Raw genomic sequence first — 21939 nt, 5'->3', positions numbered from 1 at the left:
GAAGGAGATATACTTTTGCTTTTATTATTTAAAAATCAAAATGTTAGTTAGGAAATCGGGATAACTAAGGTTCCTTTTACTCTTCTCCTTTTTATTTATAAGGGCAAATGACTTTTCGATATCATACGAGCTAATCCTGACGTGCGAAACTTGGGATAAATTTTTTCATAATTTTCTCCACCATTTTCGCATGGTCTTTAAATGTGGTACCATTTTTAAACAAAAACGTGAGTGTTTGGTAATTTGCATTACAGCCTTTATTTCGATTCAGGTAAAGTGCGAATACTTCTTTGTCTGTTTCGCTGTAGAACAGGTCGTAATACTGTGTTCTGATAATTTTGGTGGTCAATGCATTCCTGAAAAAGTCAGTCAGTATGACTTCCCTTGGAGACTCAAAACCACGCGGGGTATAAAACTCCTTGGTTAAAAAACCATAGGTTGAAGCCCTGACTTCTAATGATTTTTTTTCATTGTGTAATACAAGGGTATGCAAGTTTTCTTCCGAAATGGGAGCATCTCTCCCTATAGTACGACTAAACGAAATTCCACTGTTAGGATCAATAATAAAACTTTCTGGATAACTGATGACGAAGCAGTTGGAAAAACGTTCCCGTTCTTCGCCTTCACCAAAGGTTGTCCATTGACCAAGGGGAGTGGTATCGTCAGCTGCGATGAAACATCCCGGCCATAAAGCTAACGCTATGGGAATAAGGAGTAATTTGGTCGTATTCATGGCAATGAGGGGGTGGGATAATGATCACTGTCGATAATTAAAATACTCAATAATTTTTTAGCATCAAGTATTTTAAGTCAGTTTCCATTGTTGAAAACTATGATGAATATAGGATGAAAATATGTTCATCATAAATTTAGATAAAATAATTGAGTTTTATATTTGAGGATTTTGTCGGATAATTCCTACAATTGTTTATAGAAAATATGTGGAGGAATAGGATGTTGTGTTAAAATGTTTTCAGATACTTTTTTGATATTGTCGTTTATCATATCAACTTCGTACCATCCATTGTCTATACACACAGAAATGGCATGAATCTCATATTATTTCATAGGTATAATTACTTTTTCTCTATTAAAAAAACTTCGTTTTCCAAAATTTTTTCAAATTTTGTTTCAGCTATATCTTTTTCATCAATAACAGGTGGGACTTCTTTAGGAACAAAATTCTTATAAAAAGAAAAAATTAATTTACTGAAAGGAGTAGATAGCAACTGGCTTCCTGAGCTTATTTTTAATTCAGATTTCTTCTTGCATAGAGAAATATAATGATATGAGCCTAAAGGCGCTTTTTTTCTATATACATATATATCTTCAGCTAAATGTCCAGCAATTCCCTGTGTTTTCGTCTTCCCAATAAACGAAAATCCTTCTTGAGTGAGTTGATGATCATGATATTTTAATGTATCTCCAAAATATTTTTTTGGGAAATGTCCAAAGTTGTTTAATTGGTCAATAAAGTATGAAGTACATAGTATTCCTATAATGATAAATAAAATAATTGAAATAATTATAGTTGACATAATCCTTATCGTTATAATTGCGGTTTTTTTATCTATAATTTTTTGTTGCATTTTATTATTATAACGGAGGTTCTTTTGGAATCCACTTTGGAGGGGCATTTGTCGGCACTTTAGATAGATGAGGATTTTTAGGATCCGTATAATCCGTTTTACCTTTTACCCCATACATAACGCTTCCAAAAAAACCTTCCCATACTTTCGCAAATGAGGGTTTATCAATACCCGGAGAAGTAGCTGTATTACATCCATAGCTAATTACCACTGCCGTCGGCGTCGTAGATGGGTTTAAAATGTTCTTCTCCCCCGGCAATATCCGTATACTGGTTGAGCGAGTTGGATTTGTAGGTTGCTTCTTCTTCGAGTTCCTGTGCGGTCTTGCGGTTGCCAATGTTGTCGTATTGGTAGCAGAAGCTTCCCCCCCGGCTGATCCGGTTTTCCAGCAGTTCGCTGCGGCTATTGTAGGTAAAATCTCTTAGCGTGGCAGGAGTGGCGACATCCCAGGAGTCTCGTCGATGAATGGGACGCAGCAGACCATCATAGTCGTATTCATGGCAGGCCGCCGATTCTCCATCCGCTCCCTTCCTGTAACTGATGGCGGTTACGAGGTTGAGCTTGGGATGGTAGATATTGCTATGGCCCCGCCCAAAGGAAGCGTCCTGGGTCATGTTGCCGCAAGCGTCATAGGAGAATTCCCTGATACCAGAGCGTCCCTGACGGAGGTCATCTGCCCCAGATGGTTGTAGGTAAACTCCCATCCGTCGTATCGTCATTGTGAGAGACAAAGACGAGTTCTCCGATAAGGGATGCATAGGCATATATTGTCGCAATGCCGCGTGCTCATTGAATCCTCGGGCCCTGTCACATACAAGCTTACAAGAGGGAGCAGGTCAGATAGCACGCTAAATGCTGATAAATTATATCAGTTTCTGTTTTTATAAACTTAAAAGTAAAAATTTTATCAAATGATTTTAATGTCCGTATTCTTTAAATCCTGCCAGTTTAAGGCTGGAGGAGAATACTTCACCAACGGAAGAAACATTTTCTCCTTCTTTAAATCCGTCTTCCTGGTAGAGTTTTAATTTTTCCTTCATGGTGCCACGTGAAGTAGATTTAAGTCTAGAGCCGGTATATATTTTTATGCCGGAAATGCTGCTTTTCATGACAATTAGATCATGATAGAAAATATTGGGTAGTAATTGTTTTTGTTGGTAGATGAGCAACTGTTCTGCAGGTGGTCCTTCAACTTGGTAATAGTATTTTGCATATTCATTTTTTAATTGCTCAAAGCTTGATTGTTCTAGTACATTTTTCCAATGATGGATACTCCATGTTGTGTATCCATAATTAATACAAGTAAGGATAATTAACCCAGCGATGACAAAAATAAAAATTCTTATTAATTTTTTCATTTTTAAATTTAAATTAAAGAAATGGGAAAAATGCTTTAACTTGACCTTCGTATAAAGTAACTTCACATCCTGTATTTTGTTCAAGCCGTTTTTTTAAATACGGAGATGAGCCCAAATAACATGCTCGTATTTCAAGTTTGCAAGATGAACAAAAATTAATTTTTTTAAACATGTCGGATATTTCTGTCTTATTTGCATTTTCAGTTAAGAACCTTTCTCCCCAATGCGCCCTTACATTTGTATCATTTTTTCTAATCCAGGGTTCTTCCCCATGCATAATAATAATTAAACTACGGATGCATTGGCAGGATTCTTCACATTCTGAATTCGGTTTAAAATCTGAAGGAACATGTGTAACTTTTCCTGCTAAAAGTGCCTTAATAGCTTTATCTCCTAATTTATCTAACTTTCTTTTACAAGCAAAATACGAAAGTTTAATGCCTCTGCTCTGGCCAACTCTATCTGGTATGGGAGGAGGAGTAAAAGCTGGATCTAAAGGAGAGGAGCTCACCATTCCTAAAAAATCAACATTTTTCTGAATATGATTTTTTATAAACCCGTACAAATTCCATCCACCCTGTTCGACGATAGGATCGCGATTGATCCACCTGCCGTCTGCGGGATTGAGGTGGCGGTAGTTGTAGTAAACCAGCCCTAGTTCGTCGTCCGAGAACTCGCAGGAGAAGCGGAACTTGTTTTCCTGCGCCATGTCTCCTTCTGCGGTGAGAAGGCTACCAAAAGGCGCATACTCGTAGCGAGCTCTTCTCGTGTGTTGTCCATCAAAGATGGAAGTAACATTCTTCATGACATCGTGCATGAAGTAGAGATGCCCTTTTACTTTCATTCCGTTCTCTTGCCAGCATGTCATCATCAAGATGCGCGTGGTCATGGATTCCGTCGGATCCCACAAATAACTCTTTACAAGCACAGGTTCAGGATGATTCAAATCCAGTTGGGCTACCTGCAGATAGTCCCGGTACAGGAACCAGGAGTGGCTATATACTGCTCCATTGACGGAAACCTTCTTTTCAAAGCGCCGTCCCCGGTAGTCGTAGCCGCAGGTGATGGTTGTTCTGCCATCCTGGCTGGTGAAGACGATGGGGCGGTCATTGGCGTCGTAGGAAACTTTCCAGATGCCCGTTGAGGTCCTGATCGTGGCCTGGTTGCCGTCGGCGTCGTAGACGGGTTTAAAATGTTCTTCTCCCCCGGCAATATCCACGTACTGGTTAAGGCCGTTGGCATCGTAGGAAACTTCCTCCTCCAGTTCCCGGGCAGTCCTGCGGTTGCCGATATTGTCGTAGGAATAGATAAAGCTTCCTCCCGGGCTGACCCGGTCTTCGACCAGCTCGCTGCGGCTGTTGCAGGTGAAGTTTCTGGTGGTTGCAGGAGTGGTTCCATCCCAGGAGTCCCGGCGTTGAACGGGACGCATCAGCGCGTCGTAGCCGTATTCATGGCTGGCCGCCGATTCTCCATCCGCTCCTTTCCTGTAACCGATGGCGGTTACGAGGTTGAGCCTGGGATGATAGGTATTTTGGCGGACCATGCCGTTGGGGTAAGTGAGATGGTTGAGGAGGCCGCTGGTTGAATCGTATTCCCAAGTAAAGGGAGATTTTAGACCTTCCAGATTCATCCTGAATATGCCACCTTTCCGGTCATAGTCAAGATGGGAGTGTTGCACGGTGCGTGTGCCGGTCATCAGGCGGCAGCCGGCCGAACGACCAAAGGCATCGTATTCTTCCAGAAGGCTGCTTTCCACGGTTCCAAAGGAAGTGTCCTGTTGCGTTCTTCCATAGGCATCATAGGAAAATTCCCTGATGCCGGAGGCGTCCCGGACGTAGGTCATCTGTCCAAGCTGGTTGTAGGTGAACTCCCATCCTGGCGTATCATCACTGTGGAAGACGGAGACAAGTTCTCCGGTGAGGGAAGCATACGTATATTTTGTCACAACGCCTCGTGCTTTGGTCAATGTCTTCAGACGATTGAGATCGTCATAGGTTTTGGAGATACAGGACCCGTCGGCATAGGTTTTTTTCAGTTCCAGACCGGTGGCTGGATCGTAGAGCCAAGTGGTGGTGTCTCCGTCGGTTCGGCCGGAAGGATCGGTGGTGATGTCTCCTTCGCTAGCCCGGAAGGTAGTCAAGGTAACCATACGGTCGGCTTCATCATAGGAAAAACAGGCCGGCTGGACGGCGGTGCCGTACTCGGCCGTCTTTCTGCCGCGGATATCATAGGAGTAGTAGGTCGTGCCTCCCAAAGCATCGGTGATGCAAGCCACGGCGTCACAGCAGGACAAGTAGCTGGTGGTGGTCACGTTGCCTGCAGGATCGGTGACTTTGACAGTACGTCCGGCAAGGTCAGTTTCTGTAGTAGCGACATTGCCGCGACCATCGGTTTTTTCCAGAATCATCCGTGTAGAGGTACAGCAGAACTGTTGTGAGGAACGGATTCCGGCGTGATCAGTCTGGTTTGTTGTAAATCCATCTACGATGACTGATTGGGCTGTGATCTCCGAAGTTGGAATCCGGCTGAACTGGGTGCGCTTGGTTGGAGCAGTATACTCCGTCCATTGTACGCTCTGCTGACCGTAGATGTCCGTGGAAATGGACTTGCTTTCCAGAAGGGAATCAAGCTGAGAAACCATATTCTCCGTGGTTTGAATGAGAGGAAGGCCATCGGCATTATAGGTCGTGGAAGCCTGCACCTGGTAGACGCCGTCCTCCCGGAGCTGGTAGCAGGTGGAGTTCTCCGACATCCTGTTTCTCGTAGTGTCATTGGGATGAAGTTCATCCAGCAGGACGGTTTGCCTCACGGTCTGCCCCAGTTTGTTGTAGTCTGTGACAGTGGGAGGAAAGTCCTCCGTCTCGGAACGCACGAGCAGCCCTTTCTCATTGTAGGTATTCCTGGTTGTTATGAGTCCCCCCTTCGTATTAGGCTGTTCCTGTTGGATGATTTGACCGAAGCCGTTTTTCAGCGTCCGCGACAACACGACTCCCCCGGAGAGGGTAGTGGCAAGGATTCCTTCTTCTGTCAATTCAAGTTGAGTTTCTTTTTCCCGCTGTCCGGTTCCTCCCTTCAGAACGACGGTGCCGTCGTAATGGGTTTGAGTGACCAGAGTGGCTCCCGAAGGAGTAGTGATGGTTGTTGTAAGGCGGTCCTCGCTGCATTCCGTTCGTGTCACTCTGCCAAGTATATCCGTAGAGGAAACTACTCGTCCCAGATCGTCGTACTCTGTACTCTCCACCGTGGTCATGGCCCCTATGTCGCGGCGCGTGGCAATCGTCCTTCCCGCCGCATCATAGCTGTAGGAAGTAATTGTTTCTGGCGTAGTCTCGGTAGCTGAGCGGATGGTTTCCATCAGCTGCTTGGCTGAATTGTAGCCGTAGCTGGTTGTGATGCCGTCTTCGTCAGTTTCCCTCAACGGCCCGCAGCACATCCATTCCGTCGTACTGGTTCTGCCGTTGCCCCTGGTTGTCTTGACGAGCCTCTGCTCATCGTCGTATTCATAGTCCTCCGAGGCAATCAGCGACCAGCCTTCTCCGGTGTGAACGTATTGTTCTTTCCTGGCGGTGGTGCCGTTTTCAGCAATGTACTCTACGTTCCTGGTGCTTTGTCCGGGAACGATGCTTCCGTTGGCCTGCACGGTCTCCGTCACCTTGTGGACGGCCCCGTATTCCGCGGCTGCTTCATAGGTGTAAACCCTCTGGACGCCATTGATGCCCTGGCTCATCTTCCACCTGCCCCGGGCGTAGGGATATTCGGCAGCTTCCCCATAAGTCTCTTCTACACTCGTATGGACCTGGTCGGAGCCCAGTGCGGTTTCCGTCACGGCCGTGCGGCTGACTTGCGGGCTGTCCTCATACGTGTAAGTGCGCTTGCCAAGTTCCGTTTCCTTCCCATCCTCAGCAATAATTAATTCGGTTTCCGTGGCGGGTCTGAAGTCATTGAAGCGCAGGTCGGCGTAAGTGGTGCGCGTCCCTCTCTCCCCGCCTCCGGCCCAGGGAGCAGCGGAGAGCACCACCCGGCCCCGGTCATCATATTCGTAGCGCGTGTACCCGCCGTCGGGCTTGATCTCCAGGGACACCCGGAACTGGTCGTTATAGGTATAGAGGGTGGTCCGGGCCAGAGGCGTGTTGTATCCCTCGGTGTTGCTGATGGTCAGCCAGCCGCCGTCGGTATACTTCTTCACTGTCCGGGTACAGGAGGCGGGCGTTTCATCATTGATGCCCTGAAGGGTTTCAAGACGCTCCCACTTGGAGCCGGGCAATGCATTGCGTTCAATGGTTCGGACAATCCGCTCGTCTCCCTCCCCCTTGATGACGGTCACCTTGTTGCCTTCCTCGCGGCGTTCGATGAAATGCGGCTCCTGGCCGGCGCGCCGGTTGGTGATATGGGTGACCTTAATTCCATTTTCAAGGGAGGTTTCATAGACGGCCGTCTTGTAGGGCTCTCCGGTAACGGTGAACTCTCCTTCCCCGTCCGGGGCGGCGTTATTGGGAGCAAACCACTCCAGGGTAAGCCTGTCGCCTTCAAGAATGCTTCTCATCAACCCCTGGGCCCGGGAATAAACACTGGCAAGAGAGCCATTTTCGTTGCAAGCCACCTGGACTTTACTGAAGTACTCCTCGGCGGATATGACGTTGCCCGAGGAGCTAGTGACCGACACGACTTCTCCGGTGGAGGAAGAGAAGCGCAGGACCATGCCGCCGGGAAGGGCCATGTCCATGAAAGCAGGAGTGCCCTGCGTGCTGGGAGTGAGATCTTCATGGAGAAGTCTCACGCGGTAGTTGACCTTCCTGGAAGAGCCGATGGGAGAAGCCTCGCTGCTCCCCTCTTTGGCCTTGAAGTAAAGATGGCTTCCAGAGGGGCGCCTGACGGTGACGCGGCGCTCGTCAGCCGAGAAGGAAGCGCTCCATGCCATGGGGTGGTTGTAGCGCATGGAGAAGCTGGCATGTGCTTGCGTGTTGGCAGAGCCGGCAACGCGGGCTGCCCTCATGAACCTGGCGGGAGCCGGAGGAGTGGGCCCTCCCGGAGAAGGTGGGGTGATGCAGGCGTTGCCCTGGCAGTCCTGTTCACCCTCGGGGTCCCCCGGAGTGGGCTGTGTCTGGACACAGTTTTCGTCTCCTTCTTCATTGCATTCACATTCACACGGACAGGGTTCCTCTTCCAAGTCCGGTTCGCTGGAGGAAGAGGAGAGGGAACTGGAACTGCTGCTGGAAGAGGAGGTGGAGCTCGAAGAACTCGATGAACTTGACGAGGACCAGGAAGAACTGCTTGACGAGGAAGAGCTGGAGCTACTGGAGGAACTCGAACTGCTGGAGGACGACGAACTGGAAGAAGAACTGCTGGAGCTGCTCGAGGAAGAGCTGGAAGACGGAGCGCTGCTGGAGGACGTTGGAGTCTCGGGCACCAAGGAACTGCTGTGGAAACTGGAAGACGACCAGCTGCTGGAGGAAGATGAGGAAGAACTGGAGCTGCTGGATAAAGGCGAGCTGGAACTGGATGAAGACGAATCTGTAGAGGGACTGCTGCCGGAAAAACTGGATGAACTCGACGAGGAGGAAGACGAACTGCTGCTGGAAGAAGAACTCGAACTGCTGCTTGACTTGGGGTCAAACTCAAAGGAATCTCCCCCCCCTGCCGAGGAACTGCTAGACGAGTCCCCTTCCTCCTCTTCCTGGTACAGGTTGACCAGCGTCAGCACCGTCTCTCCTTGCTTGCCGGGAGGCATCGTCTCCTCTGAAAGGTAATAATCCAGGTCGGGCTCTCCTTGCTTGTCGCACATTAAGGCAATGCAGAACTCCTCTTCCGACCCCAAGGAAGGCTGGTATTGATGGACGATGTGGCACCAGTAATAGCCCTGTTCGAAATGAAGCTGGCGGCAGAGAGGCGTGGAAGAGCCGGCCTCCGTGGCAAGTTCCAGCTCCTTGGCGGGGATGGAAAGGGAAATGGATGAGCGGGCATGAAGGTGGAGAAAACAGGTGGAGGGAGCCATGACCTTGAGGTATCCGAACCATTCGTGGCGGGTGGGGGAGGAAGCGGTCCGTTTGGGGACGAGCACGGGAGCGGTGAGGCCGTTGACCAGGAAGTTGCCCTGGGGCTGTCCGTTGGGGTACATGGGAATGAAGGGGTAGACGGTGTCCATGGCACCGATGTTGAAAGTGTTGTTCATGGTAATGAAATGGTGTTGGTTCAATGGTTGCCCCTACCATGAAACAAAAACTACCAGTGTAAACACGCCGCGAACGTTATGATGTTTGATGCGTTTTGGAGGCGGATGGCAACGTGGAAAAAGAGGGGATATTGCTCTCCGGTGGCACGTATTTCTTTGCCATATTTTCAAAATTTACCCATTGCCAGCTTAAAAGGCAGCGTGCTAGCGTCCATCAATGAATTCGTTCAACCTTTAACTCCATTATTCCATGAGTACCACCTTGAAAAAGATCTATGTCAACGGGTTCCCCAGCCTTTACGGAGGAGCGGGAACCGAACTCCACCACCAGATCATGGTCTGGCTCCACATGGGCATTGACGTCCACATCATCCCCACCAACGGCGGATTTGAAAATGAAGCCCTTTATCTGGAAATGATCCGTCTGGGCGTCCATATCCACGCCCCCAACGACTGGACCGTTCTGCAGGAAGGGGATGCTATCATCGGGTTCTGTAACGGGGAATTCCTGGAAAACATGCCCGCCATTCGCCGGCGCACCAAACGCACCATCTTTGTCAACTGCATGACCTGGCTCTTTAACAAGGAAAAGGAACTCATGAAGCAGGGGCTCATTGCCATGTTCCTTTACCAGAATGAGGAAGTCAGGCAGAAAAACATGCCCCTGCTCAAGCGCTGCAATGACGATCCTTCCATCGTTTTTATGACTTTCAAGCCCTATTTTCATAACGAATCCTTCCCCTTTATTGAGGAGAGGACGCAGGAATACTTCGGCTGCGGGCGTATCTCGCGCCAGGATGCGGACAAATTTGCGGCCAATACGCTCCACATCTATGAGTATTTCGTAGCCCCCGTCTTTAAGCGCGGCCTCTTTCTGGGTTTTGACCAGAGAAGCCGGGAGAAGATCGGAGAGCCCTACGGCTGGATACGCACGGCCCGCGATCAGAGAGAGGTAAGCCAGCAGGACTTCTACAAGCATTGCCAGATCGTACTTCAGCCGACGGACACGACGGAAAACTGGCCGCGTGTAGGCTTTGAATCCATGGCCAGCGGAAGCGTACTGGTGGTGGATAACCGTGGAGGCTGGAGGCAGATGGTGGAGCACGGCAAAACCGGGTGGCTGTGCGACCATGAAAGGGACTTCATCTACTACGCCAGTAAAATGGCCTACGAGCCCGGCCTGAGGTCGGACATGGCCCATGCCGCTCGGGAACGGGGGCTGGAGCTTGGTGGCCTGGAAGCGTCTGTCGCCAGCTGGGAGGAAGTCTTTGAAGCGGTGGAAAAATTGCCGGGCTAGAAATGGAGGGAAAAACCATGAAAAAGAAAACAAACATAATCGTAGGCATCTGCTCGTGCCATGGAATGGTTGATAAGCGTGAGGCAGTGCGCACTACGTGGCTCTCCCATCCTGCGGACGGCATCGAATGCGTGTTCTTTGTGGGTGATAACCGGGCCCCGGAGGGGGAGGAAGGGGACACGGTGGGGCTTGACGCGGCTGATGGCTACAACGAACTGCCCGGAAAGGTGAAATCCTTCTTTCGTCATGCGCTGGAGCACTACGAATTCGACTGGCTCTTCAAATGTGATGACGACACATATTTGGAACTGAGCCGGTTGGCATCGTTAATCGATGAAGACTACGATCTGATCGGGGATGCTCTGGTTTCCTTTCGCAACTCGCCCAGCGGAGGGGCTGGTTACCTGCTGAAGCGCAGCATGGTGGAAAAGCTGGTGGATGCGCCGGGTTTTGCGGAATGCGGGGCGGAGGATGTGATTGTAGGTGAACTGGTAGGCAAGCTGGGGGGCAGGCTGAAGTCCACCAAACGGCTTTACATGTCCAATGTTTATTATCCGGAAATGAATAACGACATGGTAACGGCTCACTGGTGCTCTCCCACCATCATGCAAGCCATTTATTCTTTCAATTACAGAATTCCCTCCACCGTGTGTGATGTTGCACATCTTCACTGGAAAGGGGAGATGCTGTTTTACTCCAATGGGGCATTCAGAAGGAGGGATACTTCCTGCTATGGCTGGTGGAGCATCGGCTCCAAAGGGGAACTGACGCTGAAATGGCAGATGTGGCCTATGGAGCAGCTCCTTTTGGAAGGAGAGCGGTACATCGGATCGGAAACGGAGATATGCCAGAGGCCGGACATGCCGTCCCTGGCCCGGTTATGGGCTGAACGCCGTCTTTCTTCCGGCAATGTGGAAATCATGGACCAGTCCCCCCTCCTGTACATTCACTTGGGATGCGGCACCCGGAGATTGAATGGCTGGTTGAATCTGGACGCCCCCAATTATGACATCACCAGGCCGCTCCCGTGGAAGGACGGTTCCGTGGATGCCTTTTATCTGGAACACGTCATTGGCTCGGTAACGGCTGCACAGGCCTGCCGGTTTTTCACGGAGGCCTTCCGTTCTCTGAAACCCGGGGGAATTTTACGTCTGAGTTTTCGGGACGTGCGCCTGATGTGCGGGATGATGACGCCCGCGTTCAGGCAGTACATGAAGGACCGGGGGAAGGGAAATCCGGTTCCGGGGAATGATTTATGTACATTTATGGAAGTTTACAGGCAACAATCCCTGTGGTCTGCCGATTTTCTGAGTTATGTTCTGGAGGAGTTGGGATTCCAGGTTTCCCAGCACGCTCCGGGTATTTCCCGCCATTTGCATCTTCAATGCCTGGAAAGACGTGCTGACAGGGATGAACATCCCTTTGACCTGCTGGGCACCGTCTGCCTGGATGCCGTAAAACCGGAAGGAGCCGCTTCCGGTGCGCTTTTATCCATGCGTCGTACCTCTGTGCCCGTATCTCCTGATTACGTCACTACGCAGTTCATGCCCGGATCGCGTACGGGCAACCATCTGTTCCAGATAGCTGCCGCTTATGCGCATGCCCTCCGGACAGGGGTGGAATGCCGTATCCCCTGGAGGCACGGTTCTGAAACCTGGGAATTGATGGCTTATTTGGGGGAGGCTTGCTCCCTGTGTCCGGACGGCGGGTATACTGATCCCGTGACATACAGGGAACCCGCATTTTCCTATCGCCCCATTCCGCACACGGTTCGCCGTGGCGCCCTGAGAGGATATTTCCAGAGCGAGCGGTATTTTAATGATGTTGCGGAAGAAGTCCGTTCTCTGTTTGCTCCTCTCATTTCTCCTGTTCAGGAGGGCTCCGCGGGCGTCCATATAAGGATGGGGGACTATCTTGGCCATGCAGACATGTACCGCACGCCGGATGTTCCTTTCCTTGATGAAGCCTTACGCAGGCTTTCCGGCAACATCAGGAAGCTGGTCATCTTTTCGGATTCTCCGGATTTGGCCCGGAAATTAATGGAGAGGGTTCCGGAAGCAAAACGTTTTGAAATAATCATGGATGCGCATGGGACGCTGGACGCCCTCCGGGAGTTGACGTCCATGCAGGAACTCATCCTTTCCTGTTCCTCCTTTTCCTGGTGGGGGGCCTGGCTGGGAGGGCAGCAGAGGGTTTTTATTCAAAAACAATGGTTTGCCGGAAAAATTGAGGATGAGCAGGACATCTTCTGCCCGCAATGGATTAAACTTTAACAGGCGCATCTTATGAAATGTGTTTTGATTGTATCGCCCGGAGAAAAGGCGGAGGGTGCTTCCGAATTGCACCGGCTGGGGTATGAGCTGGAGCTCTATCCCTCCACCTGGGATCTTTCCGCCCTCAGGGACAGCCGGGAAGAGGAAAGCTCCTCCTACTTGGGAAGGTCCCCTGCATCTGCGGAACGTTCGCACGTCCGTTCACTGAGGGCATCTTTCATACGCCTTCTGGAGGACAGGAGGTATGCCGGAAACGATCTCATTATTTTCGGTGAAAGTGATGCCGTGCCGATGGTAGCTTCTTCCCGTTTGGAAACAGCTCTCGGAAAGGAAATGATGGAACATCCGGAGACGGATATTTTCCGGCTGTTCCATCATGCGGCCTGGTCCCCGGAAGGAGCCCCCGCTGACTCTGATGAAATCTTGTTTGAAGATTTCAAAACGGGAGAGACGGATTCCAATACCTCCTACGTATGGGGAACGCATGCCCTTGTCATTCCTGCCGCGCGGCGTTCCAGGGTAGCCCGGGTTTTTGCAGATTACCGGTTGCCTACTGATATAGCTCTGGAGGCTGCCAACAGCCATGGAGACCTCAAGATCCGGGTGGCGCGCCACAATTTGTTCTACCAGCATGAGCGCACCAAACAGAGACCGGACTGCAAGATTGCGGCCTGCATCTCCTCCTATAAGCGGTTGACGGATTTGCAGAGGCAAATTTGGTGCATGATGGATCAGAGCTATCCGAATCTGCATGTTTTTGCAGCTGTCAAAGGAATACCGGAAGGTACGTACCGCAGGACTGTGCTGCCCCTGTTTGAACATTTCATTCACGAAGGACGTTTGACGATGCGGCTGTTCCCCAACAAGAACCAGCTTTCCAATTTTCTGGATACGGTAAGGGATTTGGACGTTTCCGGGTACGATCTTTTCGCCAAAGTTGATGATGATGACTTGTACGGCAGGGACTATTTCAAGTCAGTCAATAACTTCCATCTGCATCTTCCTCCGGAATTCAGCAGCTTCTACTGTGGACCGGGAGAATACCTGGGCGCCAGGGGTGGCTATCCCTTCTCCGGAAATGGATTTTTCGGCTGCTTTGGCCCCACTCTGGTCTTTAGTCGTGATGTCCTGGAAAAATTAATGATTTGTGAGCAGGAGCCGCACCGGATATCCAAAATGTCGCCCAGGCTCCGTCATGCCGGATACGGCTTTACGGAAGACAACTTCATGCACATGATCATGCTGGATACCGGGAGCTGCAACCGTACCCGGTATGTACAGGAAATGTCTCTCCCGATGCATCTGGTGATCCAGACCGGCAATACCTCCGTAATGCGCGGAGGACTGGTGCCGGGAGATTTTCAGGGTAGGAACTGGAACATTTCCATTAACCGGGACAATGAGGAGCATCTCATGGAAGTGCATCATCCCCAATGGCATGATGTTATCCGTATCCTTGGGAACCGGGCGCGCCGTTTTGAACGTGATGACGGAGCGGATGTTGTTTCCGCCACTGACAAGGCAATAACCCTTAAGTGGGATTGCTGGGGAGTAGAGACGTTTAAAAAAAGGGAAGACGGCATCTTCCTTTTGTCAGGTAGCGGCAAGCGTGAAGAACCTTCTCCTCCATCCGGAAAAAAAGTGGCTGTCCTGTTTGTGGCCACGGGGCGTTACATTACATTCTGGGAGGAGTTCTATGCGGCTTCCAGACAGTATTTTTTGACAGGGCACGATGTGCATTATTTTCTATTCACGGATCATATGGAAGCGGAAACGGGAGAAGACGTTACCCTTGTCAGCAAACCGTTTTATCCATGGCCCATGGAAACCTTGAGAAGGTTTGAAACTTTTTTAAAGGTTCAGGAGGAACTACAGCAGTACGACTACATTTATTTCATGAACGGCACTCTGCTTCCCATAGCGCCTATCGGGCGGGAAATTTTCCCGACGAGCCGGCAAGGCCTTACGGTAACGATGCATCCGGGGTACTACAAATGCCATCGGTCCGCTTACCCCTATGAAAAAAATGGAATGTCCCGGGCACGTGTTCTCCCTTCCGAGGGAGAATATTATTTCGCCGGAGGCTTCAATGGGGGAAGGGCTGAAGATTATCTCTGCATGTGCCGGGAATTGGCCGGTGCCGTCAGACGGGATCTTGAGGATGGCGTCATTGCCGTCTGGCATGATGAAAGCCATCTCAACAAATATATGATCGGCAGGCATCCGCTTGTTTTATCCCCGGAATATTTGTTTCCTGAAACATTGGACTTTAATCAAAAAAATCTTATGGCGATCAAGCCGAAAGCCAAAATGATCGTGAAGGATAAATCTCTTCAAAAACGTGGAGGACACACATGGCTGAGGCAGCAGATATAAAATTCCAGGAGGCCAAACCTGTTGCTTTTGCGGATTTGCGGGCGGGATTTGACCCACAGGATCGCATTCTGCCCTCTTTTGTCCCCAAACTGGCCATCATTCCTGCTAAAAAACATTCGGCGCGCTGTCCTAATAAAAACAGGCGCTTGTTGAACGGAAGGCCCTTGTTTTTATATTCCGTTTCCTACGCCCTGCAGGAGGGATTTGTCCCCGTTGTCAGTACGGACAGTGAAAAAATAATGGAACGCTGCCGCCGGGAAGGCATCCATTTCTTCCGGGAGACGGTGGACGACCGCCGGATGGAAAATTGCATACGCCAGGTGCTGGCCCGCTTCTCCTGTGAGATGTTCGCCGTACTGCAGCCAACTTCTCCCTTCCGTCGTCCGGGGCTTCTTCGTCAAATGGCGGAAGATGTGGAAAAGGGAAAAATCCAATCCGCTTATACGGCTCGCAAGACTAAAATGATTGGCCATTTTGAGGGGCATTTCCATCTGGCTTATCGTGAACAGGATGCCAAAAAATTTTTCTATTTTTTTGATGGAAACATCAATATCGTAACCCGGAAGAAATTTCTGGAAACGGGCACGATGTTTGAGGATAACTCGTGCCCCTATCCAAACGACTTTCCCTGTTGCCTGCAAATTGATACGGAAGAAGAGTGGCATGCCTTGTCGCGATTAAGTGAAATCAAAAACTATCAATATTTTCTGGCTTCAGAAGGATGCAGGCAACGTATTTGCATCGTTTCCAATAAACGTGATTTGACACGCAACTATTCAGCGTTTGTAGACTCTTGTGACAAAGTGATCAGAGTAAGCAAAATGGATAATTTGAATTCCGGCCTGGCAGGAGTGAAGACGGATATAGTTCTGATTTCCTGCTGCGCCATATACTTGGCTTTTTCTCCTGGGGAAAGGCATATGGAAGTCTTGCGCGGAGTTCCGGAAATTTACTTTAATAATGAAGAATTGGACTCTTCCAATGAATTTGCCTGCCGGGAAGGACTGGAAAACTGGAAATTCATGCCGGGAGCAGTTCACCGGAGCACGGGTAACTTCACCACGTTAAGCAAGGCTCTTTGTCTCGCGGACTATTTATTCCCTGAAGCCCAGCTTTATTATTTGGGAGATACGGATATGAACCTGAGGGCCGCAGGTTCATGGAAGCATCATGCGCCAACGGAAAATGCCTACATGCAATCCCTCATTGACAGTGGAAGAGTCATCCCCATTCTGGAAGATGCCGCCAGTGAATTCCATTACTCCTGCCCGGCATCTCCGGTTCCTTCCGTTGTGGACGTTCCTGCCATGGACATGACTTCAGCGGAGACCATTATCCTCAGCCATCCTCAGTGGACAGACCAATTCCAGATGGATGAAAAACGTGGTCACAGGCTTCACCGCAATGACCATGCAACCATACTTCAACATGATGAAAGCAATCTCGTTCTTAAATGGGATAACTGGGGAACTGAACAATTCTTCAAGACGGAAGAGGGGAAATATAAATACCTGGACTATCATTTCTTCTCTACCCTCAATGAAGTGAACAAATACGCCACGGAATTGATCGTCAACCCGTACGATGGCAGCAACTCCGTATTCCGGCACTCCTGCCGTCCTTTTATCGGCATGAGATATCACCAATGGGAGGGGCTGATGCTTCTGGAACGCATGTATCTTGATATGGAACGGGGGATACGGAAAATGCCCCAGTTGAAATCCGTGCTGCTGATGGGGATTTGCAAGGATGCTCTTGCGGGCCTTGTTCTGGCGCAGCGGTTGAAAAAGGATTTCCCCCATCTTCATATTGGCGTGTGGGGATGCGCATGGCCGGTGGACTTCAGTGGGCAGTCCCCTGTACACCGGGGGGTGAAGGTTTCTCCGTTCCATGCGCAGATTAGAGAAAAAAAGCCGTTTAAAAACCTTTTGCAGCGTTATGGAGACCCCCTCAGGCTGATTCGGCAGCCGGAAACATCCGGCCTTCAATTGTTTGCATTTTACAGCGCCAATCAACATTGGACCCTTGATGAAGAAGCAACGGAAAGACTGGCACCCTATCTTCTGAAAACATATGTCCATCAGGCTGGCAGCAAGGAACATCATACTGATGTCCATGGAAAAATCATACACTTGGTAAAAGAAAAACCGGAATTGGTTCAATCCTGGATGGAAGAAATGTTCCGGATGATGGAAACGGAAAGCGGGAATCATGCAGACGGGAAAAATCTGCTTATACCGGCCTGAGCTTGCCGGAAAATGCCCCGAAAATGAAAAACACTTAATTAAAACTATATGGAACGTCAATCACAGGAAACAAAATCACCGGGAAACATGAAACGGATAGGTTTTCTCCGTGTTCTCAATGAAGAAAATGCCGTTATTCCATGCCTGTTGAGCGTAGCTCCCGTTCTGGACCACGTTGTTGTGCTCTGGGCGGATATGGATGACCGCAGTATTGACCTGATCAGGGAATGGGAGCAGCGCCTCTGCAGCGCTTATCAGTGCTGTTTCAGCTTTCTCCATTATCCCCACCACATCGTCCCTCCTCATTCCGTGGATGACTTGAGAAGCCTGCCGCCTGAAAACAGAATAGACACCTACTTGAATTTCGGGATGGAATTCATTCGTCGTCTTGGTGAAGGGCAGTCGTTTTGTATGTCTAAAATAGACGCTGACCAAATTTATTTCACCCGGGAACTGGAAGCAGCCTTTCAAATGATATCCGGCCCGGAGGACTGCGTCTCTGTCCAGGGGCACAATACCCTCGTCCATCAGCAAAGATTGATGATCTACGGTCCTCGGCCCGTAAATGGAGGGGGAGACTACCTCATCTGCGGCATGAACAACTTGCCCCGTTTTGGAATTACGGCGCCTTATGAAGTGGATATAACTGCTCATCCGCAGGTAAAACCTTATCCCAATCCCTGCTGGATGCACTTCATGAAAACGGCTAAGTACAAGAATATCATCCGGGAATTTCATGATGATGAAACTATCCCCTTTGCCCGCAATCCGGCACTGCGGGAGTGTTTCCTCTCCCGGATTCTACCGTTATTGCAGGAGGCAAAAAGCCCGTATGCCCATCTCCGTTTGGATTAAGTGCTGGTGATGTCGGTTCGCTGGGCAATCACTTGTTTTCCTGGAAAACTCTTATCCACGCTTCCCTGATCGCACGGTCACGCGGCCCTCATCCTGCATAACGTGTACGGGTCTTCTGTCTGGTTCCTTCATTCCCAAAATTTGCTCAATTCCGGGATACCTCCGATGATGTCGCTTTCCTTCTGGCTGCATGAAACAAGCCCTGGCCCGGCAGGGATGATAATGAACTCCCCCTGCCGGGCCAGGTGTTCCCAAATGCGGTCTGTTTCTCCTCCCCATGGCAGGAGGGCTTTGGACATGGACCTGGCAAACGGAGGGCGCAGCACAAAAGCCGTCATGCTGCGCACATCGCCCGTGACGCGCGTCCAGCCCTCAACTTCCTTCACGCCGCTTCCTGCGTGGTGCAGCATCACGCATCCGGTTTCGTAGGGAACGCGATGGAGCAGTTCCTTCAGTTTGGAGTCAAAGGAATCCGCCAGCACCGCATCATCCTGAAGGATGAGTACCCAGTCTTCCGCGCAGGTGGCGGCATGGTCAATGGCGCGGCGCATGGCCCGCTTGCACCCGATGGCCCGGCAAACGTATTCCGGAGCCTGCTTGAGACGGGGAATGCCGTAAGCCTCCAAATCGTTCCTTTCCTCCCAGGGGATGTCCTCCATGGAAGCGACGCGCACCCCGTCCACCCATTCCCAGGAAAGCCCCTGGGCGGAGAGGCGCTGGGTCATGATTTCTCGTTTGGGTGAACCGGGCAGACTGACGATGAGTATTCTGTAAAACATGCCCTACCGTATCAGGAAACAGGGGGCCAAAAAGAAGGAATCAGCGGGCCTTGTCTCTTCGGGAATCGGGAATGTCTCGGGAAAACGCCGGGAAGAATATCCGGGGTCGGAAAAGCAAAACATTGATAAACCAACGATTTGGGATGACTTAAAATAGGCAAGGGTGGCGGAGAGAGTGGGATTCGAACCCACGGTGGGTTGCCCCACGGCGGTTTTCAAGACCGCTGCATTAAACCGCTCTGCCATCTCTCCATGCAACAAGCGCGGGCATAAGCTACCTTGAAGAAGGCGGTTCTGTAAAGCCCTATTCACGTCTGTCCGCAGGTTTGCGGAGGTGGCATGGGTGCCTGTGCTTCATGAAATTTTGTGCTGCCGGAGGAAGATGCTTCCGCCATGAACAAAAGTGGAATGCGGAGATTGGCAGTGCATTTCACGCCGGGAATCAATGGGAGTTTGGGCTGGGTATTGCCGCTGGTAAACTGTATCATGCCGGGCATGAAAGATTCCCGCATTCTCGTTCTGACCGGCCCCGGCAAGGGAAAGACCACTTCCGCCTTCGGCATGGCCCTGCGCGCGCTGGGGCATGGCGGCAAGGTGGTCGTGGTTCAGTTTATCAAGCACGACGGTTCCTATGGGGAGGTGGTGGCCCTCCGGCAGTTTCCGAATGCGGAGGTAGTGTGTTCCGGACAAGGATTTACGGGGCGCGCCAGGGATGAAGAGTCCCGTGAACGCCATGCTTCCGCCGCCCGGGATGGCTGGCGGGTGGCCCGGCAGAGACTGGAGGACGATTCCGTGGGCATCGTGATTCTGGACGAGATTTTTTACCCCCTGAATTACGGCTTCATCCCCGTTGCGGAAGTCGTGGATGCCTTGAAGAAAATTGCCGCCGGAAAGGTCGTCGTCCTGACGGGCCGGGATGCGCCGGAGGAAATTGTCGCCGTGGCTGATACCGTAAGCCGGATTGAATGCGTGAAGCATGCCTTTCAGCAGGGAATCAAGGCTCAGAGGAATGTTGAGTTTTAAAACATTCTTTTCTGAAAGCTCTCGGATAAAGCTCTTCCCGCCGCCGGTTCCTTCTCTTCATTTCTGCGCCATCCTGAATTCCGGCGGCAGCTGTCCCATGAGCTCCAGGGCGCATTTCCGGGGCGTGGCTTCCGAGGTGTCTATGGAGAAATCATGCGGAAAGTGCCGGTGGATGCTTCCGTGCTGGCGCTCCGCATGGGCCGGGTCCGGAGTACGGTCGGTACGGTTCCGCTCGCGTTCCTGCAGGATGTCTTCCCGGCAGTCCACCTTGACAAGGGCGCAGGGAATGCCGTTCAGGCGGTTCAGCAGGTCCCGGATCCAGCGGGCGGATTCGCCGATGACGTGGTCCACAATGACCAGGGCGCCTTTCCGCGCGGCTTCCGCAATGGCGGCATGGAAGGACTCGATGAAGGGGAGTCCGGATTTCCGGACGGCGTCCAGGGCGTTTTCATGCCTTCCCCGGCTCATGGCCAGGTAGTCGTCCATGGAAAAGATCATGGAATCTTCCCCCATCAGGCGGCGCAGGGTCCGGGCCAGCGTGCTTTTTCCCGCGCTGGAGGCCCCGTTGAGCAGGATGACGCGCCCCTGCCGTGGCTGGGGCGGCTGCGGGGCGTCCGGGTTTTCCTGCCCCCAGTACAGGTGAATGTAGCCGGCCTTCACATTGCCGTCCGCCACGCCTTCCGCGTTCAGGCGTCCATCCTTTCCCCTGACCGTGTAAAGGGGCGGGTAGGGGCGGTTCAGTTCAATGAAAGACCAGTGGAATTCATGGCCGCGGATGCGGGTGAAATGCTGGCCGAACGGGGCTTCCGTTTCCATCACGGCTTCCCGGTACCCCAGGGAACGGAGCTTTTCTCCCATCCGCGCCGTCCCGTCAATGACTCCGCACATCTTCCTGATTGTCCCGTCCGGAAGCACCAGCTCGTGGCACAGGTACATGTACCCGCCGCATTCGGCAAAGATTTCTCCGCCGCTCCGGGCAAAATCCAGGATGGCGTTCCGCATGGCCTCATTACGTTCCAGGCGGCTTGCGAAGGTTTCCGGATAGCCGCCCCCCAGATAAATGGCCCCGGTTCCTTCCGGCAGGGCGGTGTCTTCCAGCGGAGAAAAGCAGGTAATTTCCCAGCCCATCTGCCTCAGCCGTTCCAGATTGTCCTCATAGTAAAAGCAGAAGGCGTTGTCCCGCGCCACGGCCAGGCGCCCGCGGGCAGGGGCGGACGGCACGGAGGCTTTCAGGGGAGCGGGGCGGGGAATTTCCGTGATGTCCATTAGCAGTTCCCAGTTGACATGCTTTTCCACTGCTTCCGCCAGCCGGCGGAACCAGGATTGCTGCCGGGCCTCCTCTTCCGCGGGAACAAGGCCCAGTTGCCGTTCCGGGAGCGTCCATTCCGCGTTTCTGGGCAGCGCCGCCACCAGCGGCGGCAGGCCGTAATGGGCCAGCGCCCGGCGCAGAAGGTCCGCGTGCGTGGCGCTTCCCACGCCGTTGGCAATAACTCCCGCGATGTTCAGGCCGGGATGGTGCTGGGAAAAACCGCGGACGACGGCGGCAATGGAGCCCGCCATGCCGCGCGCCTGAACCACCAGCAGGACGGGCAGGCCAAGCGTGAGGGCGCAGTCCGCCGTGCTTCCTTCCAGGCTTTCCGGCGTCCGGGCGTCAAAGAGGCCCATGACCCCCTCGCAGATGGCGATGTCCGCGCAGGAGGCGTGCCGCGCCCACTGGGACCGCACCCCGGTTTTCCCCATCATCCACGTGTCCAGGTTAAAGGAGGGCTGGCCCGTAGCCTGGCGGTGGAAGGACGGGTCAATGTAATCCGGTCCGCATTTGAAGGCCTGCACGCGGAAGCCCCGGCCGCAGAGGGCCGCCATCAGGGCCAGGGACACCGTTGTTTTGCCGCCGCCGGACTGGGTGGAGGCAATGCAGAAGGCGTGAAAGGGCTTGTTCATGGGGGATATGGAAAATTCTCTGCGGCGGCTGTC

At 51.7% G+C, this 21939-nt stretch carries 15 protein-coding genes and 1 tRNA gene; 7 read left to right on the top strand and 9 right to left on the bottom strand.

Features of this window, described 5'->3' with window-relative positions; translation table 11 throughout:
- Positions 1-130: 130 nt before the first annotated feature.
- The 5 genes from ABGM91_RS12275 to ABGM91_RS12255 form a co-directional block, all read right to left on the bottom strand.
- The gene (locus tag ABGM91_RS12275) at positions 131-733 is read right to left on the bottom strand and encodes a hypothetical protein (RefSeq protein WP_354832722.1); all 603 of its coding nucleotides are present in this window, start codon (positions 731-733) and stop codon (positions 131-133) included.
- A gap of 343 nt (positions 734-1076) precedes the next feature.
- Positions 1077-1589 (bottom strand): hypothetical protein, encoded by a 513-nt coding sequence (locus tag ABGM91_RS12270; protein WP_354832720.1) that lies wholly within the window; start codon positions 1587-1589, stop codon positions 1077-1079.
- Between the two features lie 200 nt (positions 1590-1789).
- Positions 1790-2203 (bottom strand): hypothetical protein, encoded by a 414-nt coding sequence (locus ABGM91_RS12265; RefSeq protein ID WP_354832718.1) that lies wholly within the window; start codon positions 2201-2203, stop codon positions 1790-1792.
- Positions 2204-2506: 303 nt separating this feature from the next.
- Positions 2507-2947, bottom strand: coding sequence for a hypothetical protein (locus ABGM91_RS12260; protein WP_354832716.1), 441 nt, complete (start codon positions 2945-2947; stop codon positions 2507-2509).
- A gap of 13 nt (positions 2948-2960) precedes the next feature.
- Positions 2961-7940, bottom strand: coding sequence for an RHS repeat-associated core domain-containing protein (locus ABGM91_RS12255; protein WP_354832714.1), 4980 nt, complete (start codon positions 7938-7940; stop codon positions 2961-2963).
- A gap of 136 nt (positions 7941-8076) precedes the next feature.
- Here ABGM91_RS12255 and ABGM91_RS12250 point away from each other — a divergent pair, with 136 nt between their 5' ends.
- The 3 genes from ABGM91_RS12250 (at position 8077) to ABGM91_RS12240 (ending at position 12686) form a co-directional block, all read left to right on the top strand.
- Complete coding sequence (locus ABGM91_RS12250) at positions 8077-8694, top strand: hypothetical protein (protein WP_354832712.1); 618 nt, start codon at positions 8077-8079, stop codon at positions 8692-8694.
- A gap of 672 nt (positions 8695-9366) precedes the next feature.
- Positions 9367-10413: a glycosyltransferase gene (locus ABGM91_RS12245; RefSeq protein WP_215428454.1), complete on the top strand. Its 1047-nt coding sequence runs from the start codon at positions 9367-9369 to the stop codon at positions 10411-10413.
- Between the two features lie 65 nt (positions 10414-10478).
- Complete coding sequence (locus ABGM91_RS12240; protein WP_354832710.1) at positions 10479-12686, top strand: alpha-1,2-fucosyltransferase; 2208 nt, start codon at positions 10479-10481, stop codon at positions 12684-12686.
- Between the two features lie 201 nt (positions 12687-12887).
- On the opposite strand, the gene ABGM91_RS12235 is transcribed toward ABGM91_RS12240, so the two are convergent.
- Entirely contained in the window at positions 12888-13319 is a 432-nt protein-coding gene (locus ABGM91_RS12235; RefSeq protein WP_354832708.1) for a hypothetical protein, read from the bottom strand.
- 90 nt (positions 13320-13409) lie between these two features.
- Here ABGM91_RS12235 and ABGM91_RS12230 point away from each other — a divergent pair, with 90 nt between their 5' ends.
- The 3 genes from ABGM91_RS12230 to ABGM91_RS12220 are packed head-to-tail and all read left to right on the top strand — an operon-like array spanning position 13410 to position 18163.
- The gene (locus ABGM91_RS12230; protein ID WP_354832706.1) at positions 13410-15062 is read left to right on the top strand and encodes a hypothetical protein; all 1653 of its coding nucleotides are present in this window, start codon (positions 13410-13412) and stop codon (positions 15060-15062) included.
- Positions 15041-17308 carry a hypothetical protein gene (locus tag ABGM91_RS12225; protein WP_354832704.1) on the top strand — a complete coding sequence of 756 codons (2268 nt, stop codon included), beginning with the start codon at positions 15041-15043 and terminating at the stop codon, positions 17306-17308. The genes ABGM91_RS12230 and ABGM91_RS12225 overlap by 22 nt, the downstream gene beginning before the upstream one ends.
- Positions 17309-17356: 48 nt before the next feature.
- Positions 17357-18163 carry a hypothetical protein gene (locus ABGM91_RS12220; RefSeq protein ID WP_354832702.1) on the top strand — a complete coding sequence of 269 codons (807 nt, stop codon included), beginning with the start codon at positions 17357-17359 and terminating at the stop codon, positions 18161-18163.
- A 128-nt stretch (positions 18164-18291) separates the two neighbouring features.
- Here ABGM91_RS12220 and ABGM91_RS12215 read toward each other — a convergent pair whose 3' ends face one another.
- Together ABGM91_RS12215 and ABGM91_RS12210 are read right to left on the bottom strand one after the other, a co-directional pair.
- Complete coding sequence (locus ABGM91_RS12215; protein WP_354832700.1) at positions 18292-18942, bottom strand: hypothetical protein; 651 nt, start codon at positions 18940-18942, stop codon at positions 18292-18294.
- Positions 18943-19106: 164 nt separating this feature from the next.
- Positions 19107-19194, bottom strand: a tRNA-Ser gene (locus ABGM91_RS12210).
- Between the two features lie 243 nt (positions 19195-19437).
- Here ABGM91_RS12210 and cobO point away from each other — a divergent pair.
- On the top strand, positions 19438-19965 hold the full coding sequence (gene cobO / locus ABGM91_RS12205) for a cob(I)yrinic acid a,c-diamide adenosyltransferase (protein ID WP_354832699.1): 528 nt from the start codon (positions 19438-19440) through the stop codon (positions 19963-19965).
- A gap of 57 nt (positions 19966-20022) precedes the next feature.
- On the opposite strand, the gene ABGM91_RS12200 is transcribed toward cobO, so the two are convergent.
- Positions 20023-21906, bottom strand: coding sequence for a cobyrinate a,c-diamide synthase (locus ABGM91_RS12200; RefSeq protein WP_354832697.1), 1884 nt, complete (start codon positions 21904-21906; stop codon positions 20023-20025).
- Between the last annotated feature and the right edge of the window lie 33 nt (positions 21907-21939).

Source organism: Akkermansia muciniphila (genome assembly GCF_040616545.1).
GTDB lineage: Bacteria > Verrucomicrobiota > Verrucomicrobiia > Verrucomicrobiales > Akkermansiaceae > Akkermansia > Akkermansia muciniphila_E.
The sequence above is the reverse complement of the archived record's forward strand: the minus strand, read 5'-3'. Positions and strand labels throughout refer to the sequence as shown.